17 protein-coding genes and 1 tRNA gene are annotated in these 24,833 nt (G+C 60.9%); 8 read left to right on the top strand and 10 right to left on the bottom strand.

The genetic code is table 11. The features are described 5' to 3' along the window. Positions 1-217: 217 nt before the first annotated feature. Positions 218-1,933 (top strand): proline--tRNA ligase, encoded by a 1,716-nt coding sequence (locus K0H48_RS10570; protein WP_017139743.1) that lies wholly within the window; start codon positions 218-220, stop codon positions 1,931-1,933. 20 nt (positions 1,934-1,953) lie between these two features. Then, complete coding sequence (locus K0H48_RS10565) at positions 1,954-2,907, top strand: hypothetical protein (RefSeq protein ID WP_219267411.1); 954 nt, start codon at positions 1,954-1,956, stop codon at positions 2,905-2,907. A gap of 128 nt (positions 2,908-3,035) precedes the next feature. On the opposite strand, the gene dinB is transcribed toward K0H48_RS10565, so the two are convergent. Continuing rightward, on the bottom strand, positions 3,036-4,094 hold the full coding sequence (dinB, locus tag K0H48_RS10560; RefSeq protein ID WP_219267410.1) for a DNA polymerase IV: 1,059 nt from the start codon (positions 4,092-4,094) through the stop codon (positions 3,036-3,038). A 280-nt stretch (positions 4,095-4,374) separates the two neighbouring features. Here dinB and K0H48_RS10555 point away from each other — a divergent pair. The 3 genes from K0H48_RS10555 (at position 4,375) to K0H48_RS10545 (ending at position 8,659) form a co-directional block, all read left to right on the top strand. Continuing rightward, positions 4,375-4,451 (top strand) — tRNA-Met (locus tag K0H48_RS10555). Between the two features lie 279 nt (positions 4,452-4,730). Continuing rightward, complete coding sequence (mprF, locus tag K0H48_RS10550) at positions 4,731-7,373, top strand: bifunctional lysylphosphatidylglycerol flippase/synthetase MprF (RefSeq protein WP_017139740.1); 2,643 nt, start codon at positions 4,731-4,733, stop codon at positions 7,371-7,373. Then, on the top strand, positions 7,373-8,659 hold the full coding sequence (locus K0H48_RS10545; RefSeq protein WP_056858686.1) for a virulence factor family protein: 1,287 nt from the start codon (positions 7,373-7,375) through the stop codon (positions 8,657-8,659). The genes mprF and K0H48_RS10545 overlap by 1 nt, the downstream gene beginning before the upstream one ends. A 137-nt stretch (positions 8,660-8,796) precedes the next feature. Here K0H48_RS10545 and recJ read toward each other — a convergent pair whose 3' ends face one another. Together recJ and K0H48_RS10535 are read right to left on the bottom strand one after the other, a co-directional pair. Further along, a complete protein-coding gene (recJ, locus tag K0H48_RS10540; protein ID WP_219267409.1) occupies positions 8,797-10,506 on the bottom strand; it encodes a single-stranded-DNA-specific exonuclease RecJ in 1,710 nt (569 codons plus the stop codon). Positions 10,507-10,718: 212 nt separating this feature from the next. Beyond that, positions 10,719-11,261 carry a YaeQ family protein gene (locus K0H48_RS10535; protein ID WP_219267408.1) on the bottom strand — a complete coding sequence of 181 codons (543 nt, stop codon included), beginning with the start codon at positions 11,259-11,261 and terminating at the stop codon, positions 10,719-10,721. Positions 11,262-11,409: 148 nt separating this feature from the next. On the opposite strand from K0H48_RS10535, the gene K0H48_RS10530 reads away from it, so the two are divergent. Continuing rightward, a complete protein-coding gene (locus K0H48_RS10530) occupies positions 11,410-12,609 on the top strand; it encodes a CaiB/BaiF CoA-transferase family protein (RefSeq protein ID WP_219267407.1) in 1,200 nt (399 codons plus the stop codon). Next, entirely contained in the window at positions 12,609-13,481 is an 873-nt protein-coding gene (locus K0H48_RS10525) for a TIGR02285 family protein (RefSeq protein ID WP_219267406.1), read from the top strand. Before K0H48_RS10530 ends, K0H48_RS10525 begins: the two co-directional genes overlap by 1 nt. Before the next feature lie 183 nt (positions 13,482-13,664). Here the strand turns inward: K0H48_RS10525 and K0H48_RS10520 are convergent, their stop codons facing one another. Continuing rightward, complete coding sequence (locus K0H48_RS10520; RefSeq protein WP_056858744.1) at positions 13,665-13,949, bottom strand: DUF3509 domain-containing protein; 285 nt, start codon at positions 13,947-13,949, stop codon at positions 13,665-13,667. A 206-nt stretch (positions 13,950-14,155) separates the two neighbouring features. Here K0H48_RS10520 and K0H48_RS10515 point away from each other — a divergent pair, with 206 nt between their 5' ends. After that, a complete protein-coding gene (locus K0H48_RS10515; protein ID WP_219267405.1) occupies positions 14,156-14,818 on the top strand; it encodes a response regulator transcription factor in 663 nt (220 codons plus the stop codon). Here the strand turns inward: K0H48_RS10515 and K0H48_RS10510 are convergent. The 6 genes from K0H48_RS10510 to xerD form a co-directional block, all read right to left on the bottom strand. Beyond that, a complete protein-coding gene (locus K0H48_RS10510) occupies positions 14,787-16,031 on the bottom strand; it encodes an EAL domain-containing protein (protein WP_219267404.1) in 1,245 nt (414 codons plus the stop codon). The genes K0H48_RS10515 and K0H48_RS10510 overlap by 32 nt on opposite strands. A gap of 335 nt (positions 16,032-16,366) precedes the next feature. Next, positions 16,367-19,945 carry a transporter substrate-binding domain-containing protein gene (locus K0H48_RS10505; RefSeq protein WP_219267403.1) on the bottom strand — a complete coding sequence of 1,193 codons (3,579 nt, stop codon included), beginning with the start codon at positions 19,943-19,945 and terminating at the stop codon, positions 16,367-16,369. Positions 19,946-20,056: 111 nt separating this feature from the next. Further along, entirely contained in the window at positions 20,057-21,466 is a 1,410-nt protein-coding gene (thrC, locus tag K0H48_RS10500; protein ID WP_219267402.1) for a threonine synthase, read from the bottom strand. Between the two features lie 66 nt (positions 21,467-21,532). Then, on the bottom strand, positions 21,533-22,837 hold the full coding sequence (locus tag K0H48_RS10495) for a homoserine dehydrogenase (protein WP_056858691.1): 1,305 nt from the start codon (positions 22,835-22,837) through the stop codon (positions 21,533-21,535). Between the two features lie 130 nt (positions 22,838-22,967). Beyond that, a complete protein-coding gene (locus K0H48_RS10490; protein ID WP_200432830.1) occupies positions 22,968-23,699 on the bottom strand; it encodes a thioredoxin fold domain-containing protein in 732 nt (243 codons plus the stop codon). A 140-nt stretch (positions 23,700-23,839) separates the two neighbouring features. After that, entirely contained in the window at positions 23,840-24,736 is an 897-nt protein-coding gene (xerD, locus tag K0H48_RS10485) for a site-specific tyrosine recombinase XerD (RefSeq protein WP_219267401.1), read from the bottom strand. Positions 24,737-24,833 lie beyond the last annotated feature (97 nt).

Here is a 24,833-nt window from a genome sequence, read left to right as displayed (position 1 = left end):
CACCGCATTCGCGAGCAAGCCCGCTCCCACAGTTGACCGCATGCAGTTTTGAATATGAGGTCGGCTGCGGGTTTGCTTGCACTGAAGAGCTGCTTTTCTGTGGGAGCTGGCTCTACTCCAACAGAAACACCGCCACGACCTCACGCCTGTACTCCGGCGACAACCGCCCGTACAATCCCAAGTCATTTCAAGTCCAAGCAACCGACAACGGCCTACCATGCGTACCAGTCAATATTTGCTCGCCACACAGAAAGAAACACCTTCCGACGCGGTTGTAATCAGCCATCAGCTGATGCTGCGCGCCGGTATGATCCGCAAACTGGCCTCCGGCCTGTACACCTGGCTGCCCATGGGCTTGAAGGTGATGCGCAAGGTCGAAGCCATCGTTCGCGAAGAAATGAACGCCGCCGGCTCTCTGGAAGTGTTGATGCCGAGCACCCAACCGGCTGAGCTGTGGCAGGAATCCGGGCGCTGGGAAGAGTACGGCCCTGAGTTGCTGCGCTTCAAGGACCGTCATGGCCGCGACTTCTGCGCAGGCCCGACCCATGAAGAAGTGATCACCGACCTGATGCGCAACGAGCTGAGCAGCTATAAGCAGCTGCCGCTGAACCTGTATCAGATCCAGACCAAGTTCCGTGACGAAATCCGCCCACGTTTCGGCTTGATGCGCGGCCGCGAATTCATCATGAAGGACGCGTATTCGTTCCACGCTGACCAGGCGTCCTTGCAGGCCACTTATGACCGCATGCATACCGCCTACTGCAACGTGTTCACGCGCCTGGGCCTGAAATTCCGCCCGGTTGAAGCGGACAACGGCTCCATCGGCGGCGCCGGCTCCCACGAGTTCCACGTGCTGGCCGAGTCCGGCGAAGACGATATCGTGTTCAGCAACGGCTCCGACTACGCGGCGAATATCGAGAAAGCCGAAGCCGTGCCACGGGAAACGTCCCGCGCCGCACCGGCTGAAGAACTGCGCCTGGTGGACACGCCAGAGACCAAGACCATCGCGGCCCTGGTGGAAAAATTCAATCTGCCGATTGAAAAAACCATCAAGACCCTGATCGTGCGCGCCGAAGAAGAAGGCAAACTGATCGCCCTGGTGATCCGTGGCGACCACGAACTCAACGAAATCAAGGCTGCCCAGCAGCCAGGCGTGGCCAGCCCGCTGGTCATGGCCACCGATGCCGAACTGCGCGACGCCATTGGCGCCGGTGCCGGTTCGCTCGGCCCGCTGAACCTGCCGCTGCCGATCATCATCGACCGTTCGGTCGAGCTGATGAGCGACTTCGGTATCGGCGCCAACATCGACGACAAGCACTATTTCGGCGTGAACTGGGAGCGTGATCTGCCGGTTCCGACCGTGGCCGACCTGCGTAACGTGGTGGCCGGTGACCCAAGCCCGGACGGCAAAGGTACCCTGGAAATCAAGCGCGGCATCGAAGTCGGGCACATCTTCCAGCTGGGCAACAAGTACAGCAAGGCGATGAAGTGCGAAGTGCTGGGCGAAAACGGCAAGCCGATCACCCTGGACATGGGTTGCTACGGCATTGGCGTATCGCGCGTGGTTGCCGCTGCCATCGAGCAGAACAACGACGAGAAAGGCATCATCTGGAGCGACGCCCTGGCACCGTTCCAGATCGCCCTGGTACCGCTGCGCTATGACAACGAGCAAGTACGCGAAGCCACCGACAAACTGTATGCCGAACTGACGGCTGCCGGTTTTGAAGTGCTGCTCGATGACCGGGACAAGAAAACCAGCCCGGGCATCAAGTTCGCCGACATGGAACTGATTGGCATCCCGCACCGTATCGTGGTCAGTGACCGCGGCCTGGCCGATGGCAATCTGGAATACAAGAGCCGGACCGAAGCCGAAGCCCAACCGTTGCCGGTGGCTGACGTGCTGTCTTTCCTTCAGGCGCGTATTCGTCGCTGAAAACCAGATCAAGAGAAGTCATGTTCAAGCGAAACACCAGAGCCCTGGGGGGCGCCGCCTTGTGCGGCGCCCTGCTGGTCAGCGGCTGCGCCAATCAAATGTCGCAACGCAGTGAGCACGAGGAGCGGGTCGAGCGAAAGTTGCTCGACCACAGCCTGCAAATCGATGTAGGCGAACCCAAAGTGCTGGAACTGCCGCAACGCCGGGTTCGCATTCACGAGCAGAAGACCTTTGAGGTCACCGAGTTCGAAGTCACCCGCCGTTACGATCGCTACACCCCCTACCAACCCTGGCGCAAACTCTATGAGATGCCTTTGGGTGCCGTTGCGCTGGTAGCGGGTGCGGGCGCCAACGTGGTGAATGTCTTCGCCCTCGGCAACCTGCCCACCAGCATGACGCGCGACTGGTTGAGCTACGGCGTGGACGGCATCAACCCGTTCATGAACGTGCAATCCCACGGCCGTGCGCAACAGAACCTGGCCGGCATCGATGAAGTCCAGCGCGACAAGCGCACGGAGTATTCGAGCCTGCCCTGGAGCGAGCGCCCGGTGCAGGTCACCGCCGGCAAGCAGACCCATGAGCTGACCACCGATCGCGACGGCGTACTGCGCCTGAACCTGTTGGACAGCCCGTTTGCCGAGCAAGACCTGAACCGCGTCAGCACCTTGAAGATCAGCGTTGAAGATGGCCAGGACGATGTGCATTCCGACTCGACCCTGGCGGTCAGCAACACCCTGCGCAGCAAGCTGCTCGAAGCCCATGGGCTGATCTACGACGACTTGGAAGATGACGAAGTGAGCCAGTGGGTGCACCGGGTCAAACGCCTGTCGGAGCTGGGCCTGGAGGAAGAAGCCAGTGAGCTGGAACAAAGCCTGATCGAACTGACGCGCAATGATCCGGAGTTGCAGCAGGAATTTCTGCAGGCACTGACCAAGGATGCGGGAAGACTCGTCGCAGATCCTGGGGCACGCTGAGATCCTGAAAACGCTATAGATCTAAATGTGGGAGCGGGCTTGCTCGCGAAGGCGGTGTATCAGTGATGAATGTATCGACTGACACTGCGCATTCGCGAGCAAGCCCGCTCCCACATTTTTTCCAGTTTCTACCAGGAGAGCTCGAGCTGTTCATTGCCATTGCTCAAGTCCAGCAACCGCACCCCAATCCCCAACAACCGCACCGGCTTCCCGCCCCGGTTAAAGGCCTGGGTCATCAGCTGTTGATAACTCTCCAGATCCCGCCCTGCCCCGGCCTGCTCCAGCGTCGTCTGGGTAAAGTCATGAAACTTCACCTTAACGAACGGCTTGCCCGCGCGATAACTGCTATCGATACGCGCCATACGCCCCGCCAGCGTCTCCATCAGCTCAGGCAATTTCGCCAGGCAACTTGAAAGATCCGGCAGGTCCACGTCGTAGGTATTTTCCACACTGATGGATTGTCGACGGCTGTCGTTCTGCACCACACGGTCATCAATCCCACGGGCGAGGCCCCAAAGCCGCTCGCCAAAACTGCCGAATTCACGCACCAGCGCCAGCTTGTTCCACTCGCGCAGTTGCAGGCAGTCTTCGATGCCCAGGCGCGCCAGCTTATCGGCGGTGACCTTGCCGACACCGTGCAGCTTTTTCACCGGCAACTGCGATACAAAGTCTTCGATCTGATCCGGGGTGATCACAAACAAGCCGTTGGGCTTTTTCCAGTCGCTGGCGATCTTGGCCAGAAACTTGTTCGGCGCCACGCCGGCCGACACGGTGATGTGCAACTGGTTGGAGACGCGCCGACGAATGTCCTGGGCGATGCGCGTGGCACTGCCGCCAAAATGCGGGCTGTCGGACACATCTAAATAGGCTTCGTCCAGAGACAATGGCTCGATCAGGTCGGTGTAGTCGCGAAAGATCGTCTGGATTTCTTTCGATGCTTCTTTATAGGCATCCATGCGCGGCTTGACGATCGTCAGGTCCGGACACAGCTTCAAGGCATGGCGCGATGACATGGCCGACCGCACGCCATAGGCCCGCGCCTCATAGTTGCAGGTGGCAATCACCCCGCGCCTGTCTGCCGAGCCGCCGACCGCCAGGGGCTTTTGCGCCAGGCTCGGGTCGTCACGCATCTCGATGGCGGCGTAGAAGCAATCACAGTCGACGTGGATGATTTTGCGCTGCGTCATATAAACAGAGGGTGTAATCCAACGGGCGGCCAGTATCGCACTCACTCCTGTATATAGCACCAGTAGTTTGAATCTGCCGTTTGCGCGGTAGGAAATTTCCAAGGTGAATTTATTTTCTCAATCGAAATCCACCTGCCAATAGAGCTGAAACCCTCGGCCAGACTGGCTCCGAGGCCGTTTTATGCCCACCTTGGAGAGCTAACCGATTGAACCACAAGCGCTTTTCTTCAATTCACAGGTTGACACACCTGCGTTCCTCTGTAGAATGCCGACACACAGACGCGGGATGGAGCAGTCTGGTAGCTCGTCGGGCTCATAACCCGAAGGTCGTCGGTTCAAATCCGGCTCCCGCAACCAAACATCAAAAAAGGCTACTCGAAAGAGTGGCCTTTTTTGTATCCGGTGAAAAAGTTCTTCTGAAACAATGGCATGGCATCTTTCATGAAACCGTATTCGGTTTGCAGAGTCCATGTCATTGCGAGCTATGCTCAGTACTCAAGCACGACCCTCTACGACCAATGGCCGCTGTCGCCGCACCCGGCGATAAGCGTTAATATTTGTAATTATTTTGTCCATAGGGATTGGTAACTTGGCTGGATACCTCCATCCTGTCGCGCACAATCCACGAGGTGATTGATGCGCGCCAACTCGTCTGAACCACAAGACACCGTCACAGCGGAACAACCGATCACTCCCACCCGTTTGCGTTGGCTGGATCTGTTGAGCAAATACCGTCAACCCATTGGGCTGGCCGTCACCCTGTTGCTGTTTGCTATCGCCCTGATTGCCTGCCGACACCTGCTGCTGGAACTGGACCTGTACGCGCTCCACGACTCGATTCTGGAAGTGCCCAAGCCGGCCTTGCTCGGCGCATTTGCCGCCGCAGTCGCCGGTTTCATCATTCTATTGGGCTATGAATTCTCCGGCGCGCGTTATGCCGGCGTGAAGCTGCCGGCCAAGACCCTGGCCATGGGCGGCTTCACCGCCTTTGCCATCGGCAATGCCATTGGCCTGTCGATGCTCTCCGGTGGCTCGGTACGCTACCGTTTATATGCACGCCACGGCATCGGCGCCTCGGAAGTGGCCCACATGACGGTGTTCGCCAGCCTGGCGCTGGGCACCGCCCTGCCGCCGCTGGCGGCATTGGCCACCTTGAGCAACTTGCCGGCGGCCTCGACCTACTTGCACTTGTCCCAAGGGCTGCTCGGTGGGATTGCCGGCGCGGTGCTGCTGCTGTCGGTTGCGCTGTGCATCGGCATTTATCGCCGCCGCCTGCCGGAACAACCGTACCCGGACAATCTGCTGGTCAAGGCTGGGCGGCGCACGCTGCGCTTGCCCGGCCGCCGCCTGACCTTCCTGCAACTGATCATTACCGCACTGGATGTGGCCGCTGCCGCCACCGTCCTTTATATGTTGCTGCCGGAAGCGCCACCGTTCGGCCCGTTCCTGCTGGTGTACCTGTTGGCCCTGGCTGCCGGTGTACTCAGCCATGTGCCGGGCGGCGTGGGCGTGTTCGAAGCGATTCTGCTGGCCGCGTTTGCCGACAAACTTGGCGCCGCACCATTGGCCGCCGCCCTGCTGTTGTACCGGATGATCTACGTGGTGCTGCCGCTGCTGATCGCCTGTATCTTCCTGCTGGTCAATGAAGCCCAGCGCCTGTTCCAGACCCAGCAAAGCCTGCGGGTTGCTTCGGGCCTGGCGGCACCGGTGCTGGCCGTACTGGTTTTTTTGTCCGGCGTGGTCCTGCTGTTTTCCGGCGCTACGCCGGAAATCGACTCACGCCTGGAAAACATCGGTTTTCTGATTCCCCACCGCCTGATTGATGCCTCGCACTTCGGCGCCAGCCTGATCGGCGTGTTGTGCCTGTTGCTCGCCCAAGGCCTGCGTCGACGTTTGTCGGCGGCCTGGATGCTGACCATGGTGCTGCTGCTGACCGGCGCCCTGCTCTCGCTGCTCAAAGGCTTCGACTGGGAAGAAGCCAGCCTGATGATCATGACGGCGGTGCTGCTGGCAATCTTTCGTCGCTCGTTTTACCGCGCCAGCCGCCTGACCGAGTTACCGTTCTCGCCGCTGTATCTGGTGGCCAGCGTCTGCGTGCTGGGCGCCTCGATCTGGCTGCTGCTGTTTGCCTATCAAGACGTGCCGTACAGCCATCAGCTGTGGTGGCAGTTCACCCTGGACGCCAACGCCCCACGGGGCCTGCGTTCGTTGCTGGGTGCGGCGGTGTTGCTGGTGATCGTGTCGCTGACCTGGCTGTTGCGCACCGCGCGCCCGGTCATTCACTTGCCGACACCGGATGAGCTGGAGCGCGCCACCAAGATCCTGATGGCCTCTTCGCAACCCGACGGCGGCCTGGCGTTGACCGGCGACAAGGCGTTGCTGTTCCACCCCAACGATGAAGCCTTCCTGATGTACGCCCGTCGCGGGCGCAGCCTGGTGGCCTTGTACGACCCGATCGGCCCGACCCAACCACGCGCCGAGATGATCTGGCAGTTCCGTGACCTGTGCGACATCCATCACGCGCGCCCCGTGTTTTACCAGGTGCGCGCCGAGAACCTGCCGTATTACATGGACATCGGCCTCACCGCGATCAAACTGGGCGAAGAAGCCCGCGTCGACCTAAAACGCTTTGACCTGGAAGCCAAGGGCAAAGAGATGAAGGACCTGCGCTACACCTGGAACCGTGGCACCCGGGACGGCTTGTCCCTGGAGATCTGCGACCCAGGCCAGGCGCCAATGGATGAGCTCAAAGTCATCTCCGATGCCTGGCTGACCGGCAAGAACGTGCGGGAAAAGGGCTTCTCCCTCGGACGTTTCAGCGACGACTACCTCAAGCACTTTCGCATCGCGATCATTCGCTTCGAAGGGCGCCCGGTAGCCTTCGCCAACCTGCTCGAGACCTACAACCATGACCTGGCCAGTCTCGACCTGATGCGTGCGCACCCGGACGCGCCGAAGCTGACCATGGAATTCATGATGGTTGGCCTGATTCAACATTATAAGAACCATGACTACGCCCGCTTCAGCCTCGGCATGGTGCCGTTGTCGGGCCTGCAACCGCGCCGTGGTGCGCCGCTGACCCAACGCCTGGGCTCGATGGTGTTCCGCCGTGGCGAGCAGTTGTATAACTTCCAAGGTTTGCGCCGCTTCAAAGACAAGTTCCAGCCTGACTGGGAACCCCGTTATATGGCCGTGCCCGCAGGACTTGATCCGCTGGTGGCACTGGCCGATACCGCCGCCCTGATTGCGGGCGGCTTGACTGGATTGGTGAAACGCTGATGATTCGACGCTCCTGGCGGTATGTATTGGCCTTAGTAGTGCTGCTCGCGCTGATCGCGGCGGGTGGCTTTTGGTACTGGAACCGCCCTGCCCCGCAACCGACCCTGGAACAACTGCCCCAGGCCGACGGTTCGGTGATGACCCGCGTGACGCCTAACGGCTCGGCCAAGGCCCGCGTGGCCGTGGCTGTAATGGCCGATGAAACCTTGAGCGACAGCCAACTGATTGCCCTGAGCCAGGGCGGCTCGGCGCAAATCGTTCAAGTGATCCTGCCAAAAGATGACTGCAAGTTGCAGGAACAAGCCCTGCAAAGCGCCCTGGCCCAGCTTAAAGGCCCGGCGACGCTGGTCAGCGGCATCGGCCCTGGCGCCGCGCTCGCCTGGCGCTGGCTGGCCACACAGAACGACGACAAGGCCAACGCCATCTCCGTCGGCTTCGCCCTGGTGCAGGAAGGCTGCAAGGACCCACTGCCAAAGACCTCCGCCCATGGCAATTGGCTGGTGGCGTGGAACGATAACCCTGACGATGAAAGCGCCAGCTTCGTACGCGACACACCGCGCGCGACGACCAGCATCAGCGACTACGACATTCACTACCCGCAAGTGCTGAACAACGAACTGCGCAAGCAATTGGTCGGTTCGGACAACGGCGGCCTGGCGATTCCCGTGGTCGAAGTACCGGCTGGCCAAGCCAAGGACACCGTTACCCTGTTCCTCTCCGGTGATGGCGGCTGGCGTGACCTGGACCGCGATGTGGCCGGTGAAATGGCCAAGATCGGCTACCCGGTGGTCGGCATCGACACCCTGCGCTACTACTGGCAGCACAAGACCCCGGAACAAAGCGCCAAAGACCTCACCGAGCTGATGCAGCACTACCGCCAGAAATGGGGCACCAAGCGCTTCGTACTGACCGGCTATTCGTTCGGCGCCGACGTATTGCCAGCCATCTATAACCGCATGCCGGAAAGCGAACAGCAGCGTGTCGACGCGATTATCCTGCTCGCATTCGCACGCACCGGCAGCTTTGAAATCGAAGTGGAAGGCTGGCTGGGCAATGCTGGCAAAGAAGCCGCCACCGGCCCGGAAATGGCCAAGCTGCCGGCGGACAAAGTGGTGTGCATCTACGGTGCTGAAGAAGTCAACGAGAGTGGCTGCACCGACACCACTGCGGTGGGCGAGGCGGTGAAGCTGCCAGGCGGGCATCACTTTGATGAAAACTACCCGGCGCTGGCTCAGCGCTTGGTGGATATCATTGTGAAGCACCAGGCGAAGGATAAGGCTGAGTAATCCGACCTGTACGCGGATTAAAAATGTGGGAGCGGGCTTGCTCGCGAAAGCGGTGGATCAGTCATAACATCTTTGACTGACACACCGCTTTCGCGAGCAAGCCCGCTCCCACATTGGTTTTGTGGCGCTGGTGAAAACTAGCGCGGTTCGATATGCGCAATCATCAACTGCACCGTCTCATTGCCACGAAACTCGTTCACATCCAGCTTGTAGGCCAACTCCACCCAACGCACTGTCGGGTTCGGCCACACCTCTCGGTCCACACCAAACGCAATGCCATCGAGCTTCACTGACCCGCATTCGCTCTTGAGCACCACTTTAAGGTGCCGCTCGCCGACCACGCGCTGTTCCACCAGTTGAAACACCCCGTGAAACAACGGCTCGGGAAAGTGCTGGCCCCATGGCCCGGCATGTCGCAGGGCACGTGCCAGTTCCAGGTGAAACTCTTCCACCGCCAACGTGCCGTCGGTCAGCAGCCGCCCGGTGAGGTCTTCTTCACGCAGTTGCCGGCGCACTTCGGCGTCAAAGGCTTCGGCAAACAGGGGGAAGTTTTCCTCGCGCAAGGTCAGGCCGGCCGCCATGGCGTGGCCGCCGTACTTGGCGATCAGGTTGGGATGCTGGCTGGCGACCACCGCCAGGGCATCACGGATATGAAAACCCTGCACAGAGCGCCCTGAGCCCTTGAGCAGACCATCACCGGCGTCAGCAAAGGCGATGGTTGGGCGGAAATACCGCTCTTTCATGCGCGAGGCCAGAATACCGATCACGCCTTGGTGCCATTCCGGGTCGAACAGGCACAAGCCGTAAGGCATCGACTCCACCGGCAAGTCCTTGAGCTGGGCCAGGGCCTCGCGCTGCATGCCTTGTTCGATGGATTTGCGGTCCTGGTTCATGCCGTCCAACTGCGCGGCCATTTCCCGTGCCGCCGCCATGTCGCTGGTGAGCAGGCATTCGATGCCCAGGCTCATATCATCCAGGCGCCCCGCCGCATTGAGGCGTGGCCCGAGGATAAAACCGAGATCGGTGGAGGTGATACGCGCCGCATCGCGCTTGGCCACTTCGAGGATCGCCTTGATCCCCGGCCGCGCACGCCCGGCACGAATGCGCTCCAGGCCTTGGTGCACCAGGATGCGGTTGTTGGCATCCAGCGGCACCACGTCAGCGACGCTGCCCAAGGCGACCAGATCGAGCAGCTCACCGATGTTCGGCTGGGGTTTGTTGGCGTACCAGCCCAGGCTGCGCAGCCGCGCGCGCAGGGCCATCAGCACGTAGAAGATCACACCGACGCCGGCCAACGCCTTGCTCGGGAACTCGCAGCCAGGCTGGTTCGGGTTGACGATGGCATCCGCCGCCGGCAATTCATCGCCGGGCAAGTGATGGTCGGTGACCAGTACCTGCAACCCGGCCGCCTTCGCCGCCGCCACGCCTTCAACGCTGGAGATACCGTTGTCCACGGTGATCAGCAGCTGCGGCTCGCGTTGCAACGCCACCGCGACGATTTCCGGGGTCAGGCCGTAGCCGTATTCGAAGCGGTTGGGCACCAGGTAATCGACATGCGCCGCACCCAGCAAACGCAGGCCCAAGGTGCCCACGGTACTGGCCGTGGCGCCATCGGCGTCGAAGTCACCGACGATGAGGATACGCTGGCGCTGCTCCAGGGCCGTCACCAGCAGGTCTACCGCCGCGTCGATGCCCTTGAGTTGCTGGTAGGGAATCAACCGCGCCAGGCTCTTGTCCAGCTCAGCCTCCGACTGCACCCCGCGTGCGGCGTAGAGACGGGTCAACAGCGGTGGCAATTCACCGAGAAACGGCAGGACGGCGGGCAACGGGCGAGGATCGATACGCATGGGGTGACGGAAGCTTCTCTTCAGATAAAACGGTTAAACGACAATTGAGCAATCAACACAGATCAACGGTGGAACCTGTCTGTATGGGAGCTGGCCTCTGTGGGAGCTGGCTTGCCTGCGATGCAGCCACCTCGGTCCAGCAGACATACCGAGGTGATGCTATCGCAGGCAAGCCAGCTCCCACACAAGCCAGCTTTCACAGTTTTTAGTTTTCAGCCGCGTTCGCCAACCAGCCATTGCAGTTGCACTTCATGCTGGCCACGGTCGTCAGTCACGAAAATGGTGCCTTCGCTGATCATCACATCCCACTTGATCACGCGCGGCATGTCCTTGGCCAGGGTCTCGAGGACTTCCTGCGGCACGGCGGCGATGTGGACGTTCTTGAGGTTTTTGGCCACCGGCACCACCTTGCCTTCCCATACGCGCAGGCTGCCATAAGCCAGCAGGCTGGTGCGTTCGGTGCGGCGTGAGCACCAGGTCAGGCGGTCGGCGTCGGGCTGGCCGACTTCAATCCAGTGCAGAACCCGATCATCCAGGCTTTTTTCCCACAGGGCTGGCTCGTCTACATCTGACAGGCCACGCCCGAACGCCAACTGCTCGTTGTACCAAAGGGCGTAGGCCAGCAGCCGCACAGTCATGCGCTCTTCGGTTTCCGAAGGGTGGCGGGCGATGGTCTGCTTGACGCTCTCGTACACCGAGCGGTCGAGGTCGGTGAGGTTCAGTTCAAATTTGTAGGTCGTGGACGGCTGGGCCATGAACGGGCTTCTAAAGACAGGGAAAGGTCGCCAGTCTAACCGATGGGGCAGCCATTGAACGAATACTGCGCTGCATCATGCTTATCCCTGGGCCGCTCGCCTATGTTAAAAGGCATGACACCACCGCCCCTGCTCGCTAAGGATCCTCATGTCGTTTAATGCCAAACCGCTCGCCGGCCTGAAAGTCATCGAACTGGGCACCCTGATCGCCGGCCCGTTTGCCTCACGTATCTGCGCCGAATTCGGTGCCGAAGTGATCAAGGTCGAATCCCCCGATGGCGGCGACCCGCTGCGCAAGTGGCGCAAGCTGTACGAAGGCACGTCGTTGTGGTGGTTTGTGCAGGCGCGCAATAAAAAGTCGCTGACCCTGAACCTCAAGCACCCGGACGGCCTGGCGATTCTTAAACAGCTGCTGGCGGACGCCGACATCCTGATCGAAAACTTCCGCCCCGGTGTGCTGGAAAAACTCGGCTTGAGCTGGGAAACCCTGCACGCGCTGAACCCTAAGCTGGTGATGGTGCGTCTCTCCGGTTTCGGCCAGACCGGGCCGATGAAAGACCAGCCGGGCTTTGGCGCGGTGGGCGAGTCCATGGGCGGTTTGCGTTATATCACCGGCTTCGAAGATCGCCCGCCGGTGCGCACCGGGATTTCCATCGGCGACTCCATCGCGGCCCTGTGGGCGGTGATCGGCGCGCTGATGGCGTTGCGTCATCGCGAGGTCAACGGCGGACTCGGCCAAGTGGTGGATGTGGCGTTGTACGAAGCCATTTTCGCGATGATGGAAAGCATGATCCCGGAGTTCGACGTGTTCGGGTTTATCCGCGAGCGCACCGGCAACATCATGCCCGGCATCACGCCGTCTTCGATTCATACCAGTGCCGACGGCAAGCATGTGCAGATCGGCGCCAATGGCGATGCGATCTTCAAGCGCTTCATGAGCGCCATCGGCCGCGACGACCTGGCCAATGACCCGGCCCTGGCCAGCAATGACGGGCGTGACAGCCGCCGTGACGAGCTTTACGGAGTGATTGATCGGTGGGTCAACTCACTGCCGCTGGAGCAAGTGATTGAGCAACTGAACAAGGCCGAAGTGCCCGCCAGCCGTATCTACAGCGCCGAAGACATGCTCGGCGACCCGCAGTTTCTGGCGCGGGAAATGTTCCTCAAGGCGCAGTTGCCAGGTGGCAAGGACTTCAAGATGCCAGGCATCGTGCCCAAGCTCTCCGACACGCCGGGCAGCTGTGAATGGGTTGGGCCGCAACTGGGTGAGCACAACGGCCCAGTGCTCAGTGAGCTGGGTTACGACGCCGCCGCCATCGCCCGTTTGCGTGAGGATGGCGCAATCTGATGCTTCGCCCGTACATTCGCTGGCTGCTTGTAAGCACGCTGCTCGGCAGTTGGTCGCTCCCGGTGCAGGCCGAGGACACGCTGACCTGGCTGCTGCGCGATCTGCCGCCATTGACCATCTTCGAAGGCCCGCAAAAAAACCAGGGAGCACTCGACCAACTGCTGCCGCTGCTCAGGGAGCGCCTGCCGGACTATCGGCATCAAGTGATGCACGTCAATCGCGCGCGCGGCATTCAAATGCTGCGCGCTCAAACCCTGACCTGTGACCCATCGCTGCTGTGGACGCCGGAGCGCGCCCAGTACGTGGTGTTTTCCGCCCAGGCATTCGTGGTGGTCGGCAATGGGGTGACGATCCAGCGCAGCCAGCAGGCGGCCATGGCGCCCTATATCGTCGAAGGTCAGTTTGACCTGCAAGCCTTTCTCACAGCCCATAAGGCGCGCATCGGCGCCACGGCCGAACGCAGCTACGGCCCAGCCGTCGATGAACAGCTAAAGCACGCCGACCCGCACACCGTGGCCCTGCATTATGGCAATGACGCCCTGGGCAGCCTGTTGCAAATGCAGCGCCTGGGGCGGCTGGAGGCGGTGCTGGGCTACCCGCCGGAAATCCGCTATCACGCCCAGCAACAGGGGATTGCGGCCCAGGACCTGCTGTTCTTGCCCATCAAGGACTCAGCGCCTTATCAGCGCACGCATATCGGCTGCTCCAACACGCCGCAAGGTCGCCAGGCCATGCAGCGAATTGATCAGGCGTTGAGCGAGATACCCTTGGAGCAGGTGCAACAGTCCTACGCCTCGTGGCTGGACCCCGTGATGCGTGAAAGGTATTTGTCGGACAACCCGAGTTTCTTCCTCGACTCTCCCGAACCATGAACCTCTACAGGGGCAAATCCCAGGCAAAAAGAAACCCCGAAGAGTGGGGAGACACTTCGGGGTTAAACGTGGCCTACAAAGACCAGTACAACAAGCCACAAACACCGGAGCACAATGTTTGCTCTTGCTGTTAAAAAATCTGACCGGGCATGGCGTAGGAAGTTTCGCCAATTAAACATTTCTTCATGCGATGGCGCTACCGCGAGTCTGTGCAGCGTTGCGCAAGGCAGCGATAACCGAGGGTTCCAGGCGCCCTTCAGCGATTTTCAGGTCACGCAGCAGGCAATCGACCACATCCACCAGCACGCGCTTATCGGTCAATTGCGCGCGATCGACTTCCCGCTCGACGACAATCGCGCCAGCCGGATTCTTCACGGTCACCAGGCACTCGCCCTGCACGCCCGAGGTGGTCAACGTAACCTGATAAGGGCTCAGTGCTTCTTCGAGCAATAGGCTGATACTTTCCATCTCGATCACCACTCAATCATTCGAAAAGGTTCGAAAAACAAAAATGTCACTAAGGTGCTGACATTCAAGTGACCCGTGCCCGCAGCAGAAAGTTCGACCTTTTATGTGGTCGCCTGCCCGAGTCAACCGAGCATGCACGGCAAAGATGACAGAGAGAAAACAACCACCAACAGGCTAGAATCCCTGGATTATCACGGGAGCCTGCCTTGAAAGCCGCGTCTGAAGCGCCACTGCGCATCGTCCTCGCCGACGACCACCCGATTTTTTTGATTGGCTTGCGCGCCGTGCTGGAGCGTGACGAGCGGGTGCGCATCGTCGCCGAGGCCAATTCACCCCAAGCCCTGATTGAACAACTGCGAACCTGCGCTTGTGATGTGCTGGTGACCGACTTCATGATGCCCGCCGAGCCCCAGGCCGACGGGCTGCGCCTGATAGAACAGCTGCGCCGGCATCATCCCGAGCTGCCGATAGTGGTAGTGACCATGCTCAATAACGCCGGCTTGTTTCACTCCATCCTGGAACTGGGCGTCATGGGCCTGCTGAGCAAGGCCAGCCTGGCCGATGAGCTGCCGCAAGCGATTGACCACGTGCGCCAACGCCGCCCTTATGTGGCTCACGCCATTCGCCAGGCACTGAGCCTGGCCGGGGAAGTCGGCGCCGACCGCCTGCAATCCCAGCAACAGCTGTCACCTCGGGAGCTGGAGGTGATCCGCTTGTTGGCCGCCGGGTTGACGGTGGGCGAGATCGCTGCGCAACTGCATCGCAGCAAGCAGACGGTCAGCGCGCACAAGGTCAGCGCCATGCGCAAGCTGGGCCTGGGCAACGACGCCGCGCTGTTTATCTATGTACAGGAACACGGGCTGGCATAGCCTGAAACGCGATCCATTGCTTGAGCGCCTCGACCTCCATCGGCCGCGCGATAAAACAGCCTTGCAGCCACGCCGCGCCCAATTCTCCTACGGCGTGATAATCGGCGGCGCTTTCCACCCCGGTCACCACCACGCCAATGCCCAGGTGCGCGGCCATGCTCATGGCCCCCGCCACCACGGCGGCCTTGCGGTCATCCTCGGCCATGCCACTGGCAAACGCCGGGGGGATTTTCAGCTCGGTGAAGGGCAACTCCAGCAGGCTCTGCAGGCTGGTGCCACCGACGCCGAAATCGCCAATGGACAACTTGCACCCCATCATCCGCAGGCGCAGCAGCCCGGTGAGGTGGGCACTGTCGGTTTTTAACCGTGAGGTCTCCACCAGCTCCAGGGTCAGCCCATGGGCCGGCACGCCGTGCAGTTGCAGCAGGCCTTGGAGTACTTGGGGAAAGTGCGGTCGCTCAAGCATGCGCCCGGGAATATTCACCGCCACCGGCAGCAGTTGGCCGGTCTGGCCCAGGATCTGGCCAGCCAGGCCTAGCGCCTGCTCCAGTACATGCCAGGTAAAGGCCTCTTCCATGCCGGCAAACTCCAGCACCGGCAAAAACTCGTCAGGCAACAGCAGCTCATTTTCATTCGATTGCCAACGGGCCAGGGCCTCGACCCGTTGCAACACGCCCGCCTGGCTGACGATAGGCTGATACCAGACCCTGCCATAGCGCGCGATGCTGGCCTGGCTGGTGTCCGCCGAGGGTGGCAACGGCTCGCGCTCGCTCAGGTCGAGCAGATGACGTACCCGCGCCCATGAGGTCACCGGCGGCCCCGCACGCAAGCGCGCCTGGCAGTCCGTCAACACTTGCCCGATCAGCTTGGCCGACGCGGGTTTTGGCAAGCACGCCAGCACATTCAACCCCTGTTGCCGCGCCATATTGGCCACGCCTTCGAGTACGTCCGGTTCGGCATTGCTGAGCAGGATCAGCACCTGGGCCAGGCTGCGCTCGGCCAGTTCGCGAATCAACTCCAGGCCATCGCCCTGCTCCAGGTAGAGGTCACAGATGGCGATGTCGACCGGGCCGGCACTGTCCAAGGACTGGCGCGCGGCTTCAACCGTTTCGGCGGTGAGCACGTTGAACACGCCGTTGGCATTGAGCATCTGGTGCAGTGCCATCAGTTGAAACGGGTTGTCTTCAAGGATCAGCACTTTGAGGGAACGCATGGGCAACTCTGTCGGCAGCGGGCAACGACCGGCACAGTAACCAAAAGCTGCCGAGCGCCCCATAGGACGTGTCCTAAACGTTATGCCGTTCAAGGTCTTTGGGCTGACGCAGTCAAGTAAGGCAATTGAGAAATAGAACCGGCAAAAGGCAACCTGTGGCGAGCAGGCTTGCCCTGCGTTGGGTGGCGAAGCCGCCCCAAATCAGGCGACTCGGTGAGTCAGTTATAACGGGCTGGAGCTGCTGCGCAGCCCAACGCAGGGCAAGCCTGCTCGCCACAGTGACAGGGTTCGTCCTCAAATGAAGGGGATTAGCCAAACAGCTGAAAGCCGTGGCCCTAAACGTGAGCGTCCAGGTAGGGCTGCAGGTCGCGACGCAAGGCCATCAATGCTTGGGACAGCCTTGACCACGGCGCCTCAAGTTCGCGGCCGCGCGCCTCACGTGCGCAGCTTTCCAAGGCCATGCACGCCTTGGCCAACGGCAACGCGTCCACCAGCGAGCAAATACCCTTGAGCCGATGCAACGCAGCATTCAGGCGCGCCATGTCCTGCTCGGCCAAGGCCTGCGCCAGCACTTCGTGCTCGCGGTCCAGGCTCCTGGCCAACTCTTGCAACATGCTATGCAGCACCGGCCCTTCAGCCTGGGTCATGGTGCGCAGGGTCTGGATATCAAAAGAACGTGGCGCCGCCCGTTCTGCCAGCACCTGAGCCCAGCGCTGCAACGTGATCGGCTTGACCAGCAGCTCATCCATGCCGACGTCCTGGCCACGCTGTTGTTCATCCTCCATGGCATTCGCGGTACAACCGATCAGTGTGCAACGCGGTAACTGCTTACTGGCTTCAATCCGTCGGATCGCCTGGCTCAGCTCATAGCCGGACATGCCCGGCATCTGGCAATCGGTGACCAGCACGTCAAAGCGTTGCTGCGACCATGCCTGCAACGCGCCTTGCGCTGAATCGACGGCAACCACGTGATGGCCGAGGAACTCCAACTGCTGCACCAGTACCAGACGGTTGGCCGCCAGGTCATCGACCACCAGCACCGACAGGCTGCGACCGGCAGGCGGCAATGAAATACCCACAGGTGCCGGTACCTCGTCAGTGCTGATCCGCGCCAGGTGCAGGTCGATGCACACCACCGTCCCTGCGCCCACGACACTGTTGAGGTGAATGCTACCGCCCATCAACTCCACAAGTTGCTGACAGATACTCAAGCCCAGGCCGGTGCCGCCATGCTCGGCCGCGGTCGAAGCGCTCATCTGCACAAACGGCTTGAACATCCTCGCTTGCTGATCCGCCCCAATCCCCGGACCGCTGTCTTCCACACACAGATGCAGGTATTCGGCGCCAGCCTCATCGTGCCGGCAATCGACACTGATACGCACCCCGCCGTGCTGAGTAAACTTGAGCGCATTGCCCAAAAGGTTGTGCATCACTTGGCGCAAGCGCAGTGGGTCGAACCAGTAATAACCCTGGGCCGCAGGGTCAAACGCCAGGGTCAGGTGCAAGCCCTTTTTTTGCGCCGTGGCCTCGAACAAGCGCTGGATACCTTCGAAAAGGCCCTTCAACTCAGTCGATTGCGGTGCCAGTTGCATATGGCCCGACTCAATCTTGGCCAGGTCCAGGCTGTCGCCCATCAACGCAATCAACTCACGGGCCGAGCGATGAGCTACCTGCAAGGCATCGGACACCGGCTGGCCGGCTGCCAGGCTGCGTTCCTGTTCCAGTTCGAGCAAGCCGATGATGGCGTTCATCGGTGTGCGAATCTCATGGCTCAGGGTGGAGAGAAACGCACTTTTGGCGTAGTTCGCTTCGTCGGCGGCCTGACGCGCGTCCATCAATTGATGCTCCAGGACCTTGCGCTCGTTGATGTCGATCCAGCCACCCAGCAACCCCTGCAAACGGTTCTCGGCGTCATAGAACGGCACAGTCCATTGATACACATGAACGCTGCCGCCGTTGAACTCCAGTTCCCGATCGACAAACAGCGGTTGTTGCGTGGCCAGTTGCACCATATGGCCTGCGTGCAGACGCGCGGCGGTGAGTTCGGGCATCACCGCGCTTTCCATCAAGGTGAGGCCCTGGATCTTCTCAAGGTGAGTTGCCAACTGCTGTTCATAACTTTTGTTGCAGGTCACCAGGCGTCCGGCCAGGTCCCGCACAAACAGCGGGTTGGGCATGCCGTCGAGCAAGGCGCGCTTGAACGCCAACTGGTCGTTGAGGCGGCGTTCAGCCTCCAGGCGCTGGCGTATCTGGCGCTTTAGCCGGCTGTTCCACACCAGCGACACCAGCACAAACAAGATCGCCATGGCCACCGTCCAGTAAGCCCAGGCCGGGACACGCTGCCAGGCCGGCACGGGAATCGCCACCGCGCCGATCCAGCGCAGGCGCAAGGCGCTCAACTCGGCGACCGGCAAGGCTTCTAGGGCCTTGTTCAGAATGCTCAGCAGTTCAGGCTGGTCCTTGCGCACCGACAGGCTGTTGGCCGACCACTTGCCATCGACGCTGCGGCCAATGCGCAGGCCATCCTGTGGGTAACTCTGCACTTCCACCTCAGTTTGCAGCGTGGCTTGCGCTTCGCCGCGCCTTACCAACTCACGCGCCTGGGTGTAATTGCCAACCAGCCGCAATTTGATTTGCGGGTACGTCTGGCGAATATAGGGCTCGAACACATGCCGCGCCGGCAGCACCAGCACCTTGCCGGCCATTTGATCCAGGCCGGTCAACGGCGCCGCATCAGCACGTTCGACGAACACCCAGCCAGAGCCGCCGAAACTGTGGCTGAAGTTGAGCAGCGCCTGGCGCTGCTGATTCTCGGCCAAGGTGGTGTTCATGTCCGCCCTGCCCGTTTCCAACCAGCTCAGGGTTTGCGCAGTGGAGTGCGCCTCCTCGAAAACAAACTGTAACCCGGTCATGCGCGAAATCCGGTTGAGCAGGTCAACGTTCAAGCCCACCCAGCGGTCGTCCTTGTCCCTGAACACGTAAGGCGACATTTGCTGGGCCGCCACTACTACATGCGGGTGCTGCAACACCCACGCCCGCTCGGAGGCCGACAGCGCAATGCGCTCAACGCCAAAACCGACACCCAGCCCGGTGGTCCAACGCGCGAGAATTTCGCGCTGCACTGACTCATCGATGCTCGCCAGCGCGCTGTCCATCATGGCGCCGAGCAAGGGGTCGGCCTGACGGGTGGCAAACGCGAAGCCAATCGGGGGCAAGCGGCTTTCTTCCTTGATCTGCAAGCCCAGGTAAGGCCGCAGCGACTTATAGGCCCGCACAATCACTTCATTGCCGATAAACGCATCGGCGTCGCCCTGCTTGAGCGCCTCCAGCCCACTGTAAAGGTTGGGCGCGAGCATGATGTGGCTGCCAGGGTAGGCGGCATGCACGTTCTTGGCGTTGGCATAGCCATCGAGCAACACCAGCTTTTTGCCCGTCAGGTCGTCGCCCTGGATATCGTCGCGGCGCAGCACTACCACCGAACGGTCGGGCATGTAGTCGCGGGTAAACTGCAAACCCGGTACATCACGCTCATAGCCATTGGCGCTGGTGAGAATGTCGATAGCTCCGCTGCGCAACGCCTCGACCGCCTGGGCGCGTTCAGAAAAGCCCAGTACTTGCATCGACACACCCAGGCGCGCACCGACCAGGCTCAGGTAATCAGCGCTGATGCCCTGGTAGCGATTGCGGTCGCGAGTGATATCAATCGGCTGATAATCATCAATGGAAATCCCCACCTTCAAGGTCGGATGGGCCGTCAGCCACTGCTGCTGCGCAGGCGTCAGCGGCAACGGCCCCAGCGGGATAAACGCCGGCACCAGCTTGAACGGTAGGCTCACGGCAGCCAGGCTTATTGGCACATGGCCAAGCAAGAGCACACAGGCCAAACGCACCGTCCATTGGATTACTGCATGCACCGATTGGGTTTCCTTGAGTGTTCGGGTTAAGCGCCTGCGCAAGTATGGCTCGCCAGAATGAAAAAGCCCGTCACGAAGACGGGCTTGGTCTGCCACGCAGCTATTGATGAATCAGAGTGGCTTGCCGCGATTGCCATGCTGGCTGACAAACGCCTGCACGGCTTTCAGGTCATTGGCCAGCACGGTGCAGCGCTCTTCGCGCTCGAACAGGTCAGCCAGGTGCTGCGGCAGTTCCAGCGCCTTGCCAACGCCGGCCTTCTCCACCGCTTCCGGGAATTTGACCGGGTGGGCAGTGCCCAGAATCACCATCGGGATGTCCAGGCTGCGACGGCATTCGCGTGCGGCCTTCACACCGATGGCGGTGTGCGGGTCGAGCAGCTCGCCGGTCTGTGCATAGACTTCAGCGATGGTTTCGCAGGTTTGCGCATCGTCCACGGCCAGCGAGTCGAACAGCTTGCGGGTTTCGGTCCAGCGCTCTTCGTCAACGCTGAAACCGCCACCGCTCTTGAAGGTGTCCATCAAACCGGCAATGGCTGCGCCGTTGCGACCGTGCATGTCAAACAGCAGGCGTTCGAAGTTCGACGAGACCATGATGTCCATCGACGGCGACAGCGTGGCGTGCAGGGTTTCCTTGACGTACTGGTTGCCGCTCATGAAGCGGTGCAGGATGTCGTTGCGGTTGGTGGCGACGATCAACTGGTTGATCGGCAGGCCCATGTTGCGCGCCAGGTAACCGGCGAAGATGTCGCCAAAGTTACCGGTCGGCACCGAGAACGACACCGAACGCGCCGGGCCGCCCAACTGCAGGGAGGCGTGGAAGTAGTAGACGATCTGGGCCATGATCCGCGCCCAGTTGATCGAGTTCACCGCCACCAGACGCGTACCTTTGAGGAAGCTCTGGTCAGCGAAACTGTTCTTGACCATTTCCTGGCAGTCATCGAAGTTGCCTTCGATGGCGATGTTGTGGATGTTCTCACCAAAGATGGTGGTCATCTGGCGACGCTGCACTTCCGACACGCGCTTGTGCGGGTGCAGGATGAAAATATCGACGTTCTCGCAGTGCTTGCAACCTTCGATGGCCGCCGAGCCGGTATCACCGGAGGTGGCACCGATGATTACTACGCGCTCGCCACGCTTCTCCAGCACGTAATCGAGCAGGCGACCGAGCAGTTGCAGTGCGAAATCCTTGAACGCCAGGGTCGGGCCGTGGAACAGCTCCAGTACCCACTCGTTGCCATTCAGCTGACGCAGTGGCGCGATGGCGCTGTGGGAAAACACGCCATACGTCTCTTCCAGAATCTTTTTGAAATCCGCATCGGGGATGCTGCCGGTAACAAACGGGCGCATCACCCGGAACGCCAGTTCGTGGTACGGCAGGCCGGCCCACGAGGCGATTTCTTCCTGAGTGAAACGTGGCAGGTTTTCCGGCACGTACAGGCCGCCGTCAGTGGCAAGGCCGGCAAGCAAAACGTCTTCGAAGTTCAGGGCCGGTGCCTGGCCGCGGGTGCTGATATAACGCATGACTGGCTCCTCTAGAGCATTCTGAACAAGGGCCGCCGAACCTGTGGGGCCCTTGCCGCTAAACGATTAGTTCAGGTGTTCAACACGGATGCGCACCACCGGCCCAACCACGCCCTGCAACGCTTCAAGCGCGGCGATGGCATCGTTGATGTGCTGCTCGAGCACGCGGTGGGTCAGCAGGATCATCGGCACCAGGCCGTCTTGTTCCTCGACTTCCTTCTGCATGATTGACTCGATGTTGATGCCGCGCTCCGAGAGGATGCTGGCCACCTGGGCCAACACGCCTGGATGGTCCTTGGCCTGAATGCGCAGGTAGTAGGCGCTTTCGCAGGCTTCGATCGGCAGGATCGGGTGCGCCGACAGCGAGTCCGGCTGGAAGGCCAGGTGCGGCACACGGTTTTCCGGGTCACTGGTCATGGCGCGAACCACGTCCACCAGGTCGGCGATTACCGACGAAGCGGTCGGCTCCATGCCGGCGCCGGCGCCGTAGAACAGGGTGGAACCGGCGGCGTCACCGTTGACCATCACGGCGTTCATCACGCCATTGACGTTGGCGATCAGGCGGTCGGCCGGGATCAGCGTCGGGTGTACACGCAACTCGATACCGGCCGGGGTGCTGCGCGCCACACCGAGGTGCTTGATGCGGTAGCCCAGGGCTTCGGCGTAGTTCACGTCGGCAGTGGTCAGCTTGGTGATGCCTTCGGTGTAGGCCTTGTCGAACTGCAGCGGGATACCAAAGGCGATGGACGCCAAAATGGTCAGCTTGTGCGCTGCGTCGATGCCTTCCACGTCGAAAGTCGGGTCGGCTTCGGCGTAACCCAAGGCTTGGGCTTCGGCCAGCACGTCTTCGAAGGTGCGGCCCTTCTCGCGCATTTCGGTGAGGATGAAGTTGCCGGTGCCGTTGATGATGCCGGCCACCCAGTTGATACGGTTGGCGGACAGGCCTTCACGGATCGCCTTGATCACCGGAATGCCACCGGCCACGGCGGCTTCGAACGCGACGATCACGCCCTTTTCACGCGCCTTGGCGAAGATCTCGTTGCCGTGCACGGCGATCAACGCCTTGTTGGCGGTGACCACGTGCTTGCCATTCTCGATGGCCAGCAGCACCAGGTCACGGGCCACGGTATAGCCGCCGACCAGCTCGATGACGATATCGATTTCAGGGTTGGTGGCCACGGCGAAGACATCGTTGGTAATCGCAATACCGGTCGTTTGGAACTGAGGCTTTGGCGTACGCGTGGCAATTTGCGCCACTTCAATCCCACGCCCTGCACGGCGGGAAATTTCTTCAGCATTACGCTGAAGTACGTTGAAGGTGCCGCCACCGACGGTCCCTAACCCACAGATGCCTACTTTGACCGGTTTCACTGAAGAACTCCCCATGAAACGGCCGACGCTAGGTCGGCCGTGGAAAACAGCCGCACAACTGCGGCTTTCAATTTGATGGCCCGTCGATCGGTCGGCGGGCCATGATCGTCAAAGGTTCGACGATGCTGGTTTACTTGGCACTGAGCGCCAGTTTGGCAACTTGTGGCGCCGGCTGGTAGCCCGGAATCACTTGGCCGTCCGCCAAAACGATGGCCGGTGTACCGTTCACGCCAATCGACTGGCCGAGGGCGAACTGCTTGGAAACCGGGTTGGCACATTTGGCCGCCTTGATTTCCTTGCCATCGACCATTTTGTCCATGGCCGCTTTCTTGTCGGCCGAACACCATACGGCTTGCAGCTGCTCGTCACCCGGCGAACCCAGGCCCTGGCGCGGGAACGCGACGTAGCGCACTTCGATACCGGCCTTGTTCAGCGCAGGCACTTCGGCGTGCAGCTTGTGGCAGTACGGGCACGTGGTGTCGGTGAACACCGTGATGTGAGTCTTGGTCTCGCCAATGGCTGGGTAAACCACGGTTTCAGCCACCGGAATGCCGTTGATCAGCTTGGACACGCCCAGGCGCTCGGCCTTCTCGGTCAAATTGACCGGCTTGCCGTCTTTAAGCTGGAACAGGTAGCCCTGGACGATGTACTGGCCATCGGCGCTGGCGTACAGCACACGGCTGCCCTTGAGCTTGACTTCATACAGGCCGGCCATAGGGCTGGCGCTGATGCTTTCGATCGGGGTGTCGAGCTTCAGGTCCGCCAAACTCTTGCGAATGGTTTGCTCGGCGGCGTCATCGGCGACAACAAAGGTGGAAACCAACGCAATCGCTGCGGCGGCAATAATCTGGGTCAAGCGCATGGGAACTCCTGAAGGCAGATGCAGGGACGGCTGTGGAACACCGCTTGGAAACGCGGGCAGTGGCCGTCCCCTTTGCTAACCGGCAAAGCCTACCACAGTTGGGCGCCAGGGCAGCCCGTGGCGGCACAAATTGGCGGCTTTCAACCGCGCGGGTGGTGCTTGGCGTGCATCTCCTGCAAGCGTGCGCGGGCCACGTGGGTATAGATCTGGGTGGTGGATAAGTCGCTGTGCCCGAGCAGCATTTGCACCACCCGCAAATCCGCACCATGGTTGAGCAAATGCGTGGCAAAAGCATGGCGCAAGGTATGCGGCGACAACGCCTTGCCGATCCCGGCGACCTTGGCCTGGTGCTTGATACGGTGCCAGAAGGTCTGGCGGGTCATCTGCTCGCCGCGCAGGCTGGGGAACAACACATCGCTGGGCCGCCCGCCGAGCAGCTCGTTGCGGGCGTCACGCATATAGCGCTCCACCCACACAATCGCCTCCTCGCCCATCGGCACCAGCCGCTCCTTGCTGCCTTTGCCCATCACACGCAGCACGCCCTGGCGCAGGTTGACTTGCTCCAGGGTCAGGCTGATCAGTTCGGTCACGCGCAGGCCGCAGGCATACAAGACTTCCAGCATGGCGCGGTCGCGCTGGCCGATGGCCTCGCTCAGATCGGGTGCGGCGAGCAAGGCATCTACGTCAGCTTCCGACAAGGATTTAGGCAGTGGCCTACCGAGCTGGGGCATATCGATCTGCAGGGTAGGGTCGAGAGCAATCAGTTTTTCGCGCAGCAAATAGCGATAAAACCCACGCACGCCCGAGAGAAATCGCGCCGTGGAACGCGGTTTGTAGTTCTGCTCCAGGCGCCAGGCCAGGTGATCGAGGATCAACTCACGGCCGGCATTGATCAGTTCAAGGTTTTTGTCCTGCAACCAGCCATTGAACAGGGCCAAGTCGCTGCGATAGGCCTGGCGGGTGTTATCCGACAGGCCTTTTTCCAGCCACAGGGCGTCGAGGAAGCGGTCGATCAGGGGGTGGTCAATGGCGGGCATGGGCACTCAAGCAGCGCAGCACAGGGCTTTGCGCAAATTATTTAGTGAACTGTGACAACGGCCACTAGTCTTTCATAGCCCGCTATTTCACGGAACA

The organism is Pseudomonas sp. Xaverov 259, assembly GCF_019352915.1.
Lineage (GTDB): Bacteria > Pseudomonadota > Gammaproteobacteria > Pseudomonadales > Pseudomonadaceae > Aquipseudomonas.
This window is presented reverse-complemented; position numbering and strand designations above follow the sequence as displayed.

Bases quoted from the DNA above. Each gene is read 5' to 3' on its own strand.
- K0H48_RS10570 (WP_017139743.1), top strand. From the start codon at position 218: ATGCGTACCAGTCAATATTTGCTCGCCACACAGAAAGAAACACCTTCC.
- K0H48_RS10565 (WP_219267411.1), top strand. From the start codon at position 1,954: ATGTTCAAGCGAAACACCAGAGCCCTGGGGGGCGCCGCCTTGTGCGGC.
- dinB (WP_219267410.1), bottom strand. From the start codon at position 4,094: ATGACGCAGCGCAAAATCATCCACGTCGACTGTGATTGCTTCTACGCC.
- mprF (WP_017139740.1), top strand. From the start codon at position 4,731: ATGCGCGCCAACTCGTCTGAACCACAAGACACCGTCACAGCGGAACAA.
- K0H48_RS10545 (WP_056858686.1), top strand. From the start codon at position 7,373: ATGATTCGACGCTCCTGGCGGTATGTATTGGCCTTAGTAGTGCTGCTC.
- recJ (WP_219267409.1), bottom strand. From the start codon at position 10,506: ATGCGTATCGATCCTCGCCCGTTGCCCGCCGTCCTGCCGTTTCTCGGT.
- K0H48_RS10535 (WP_219267408.1), bottom strand. From the start codon at position 11,261: ATGGCCCAGCCGTCCACGACCTACAAATTTGAACTGAACCTCACCGAC.
- K0H48_RS10530 (WP_219267407.1), top strand. From the start codon at position 11,410: ATGTCGTTTAATGCCAAACCGCTCGCCGGCCTGAAAGTCATCGAACTG.
- K0H48_RS10525 (WP_219267406.1), top strand. From the start codon at position 12,609: ATGCTTCGCCCGTACATTCGCTGGCTGCTTGTAAGCACGCTGCTCGGC.
- K0H48_RS10520 (WP_056858744.1), bottom strand. From the start codon at position 13,949: ATGGAAAGTATCAGCCTATTGCTCGAAGAAGCACTGAGCCCTTATCAG.
- K0H48_RS10510 (WP_219267404.1), bottom strand. From the start codon at position 16,031: ATGCGTTCCCTCAAAGTGCTGATCCTTGAAGACAACCCGTTTCAACTG.
- thrC (WP_219267402.1), bottom strand. From the start codon at position 21,466: ATGCGTTATATCAGCACCCGCGGCCAGGCACCGGCCCTGAACTTCGAA.
- K0H48_RS10490 (WP_200432830.1), bottom strand. From the start codon at position 23,699: ATGCGCTTGACCCAGATTATTGCCGCCGCAGCGATTGCGTTGGTTTCC.
- xerD (WP_219267401.1), bottom strand. From the start codon at position 24,736: ATGCCCGCCATTGACCACCCCCTGATCGACCGCTTCCTCGACGCCCTG.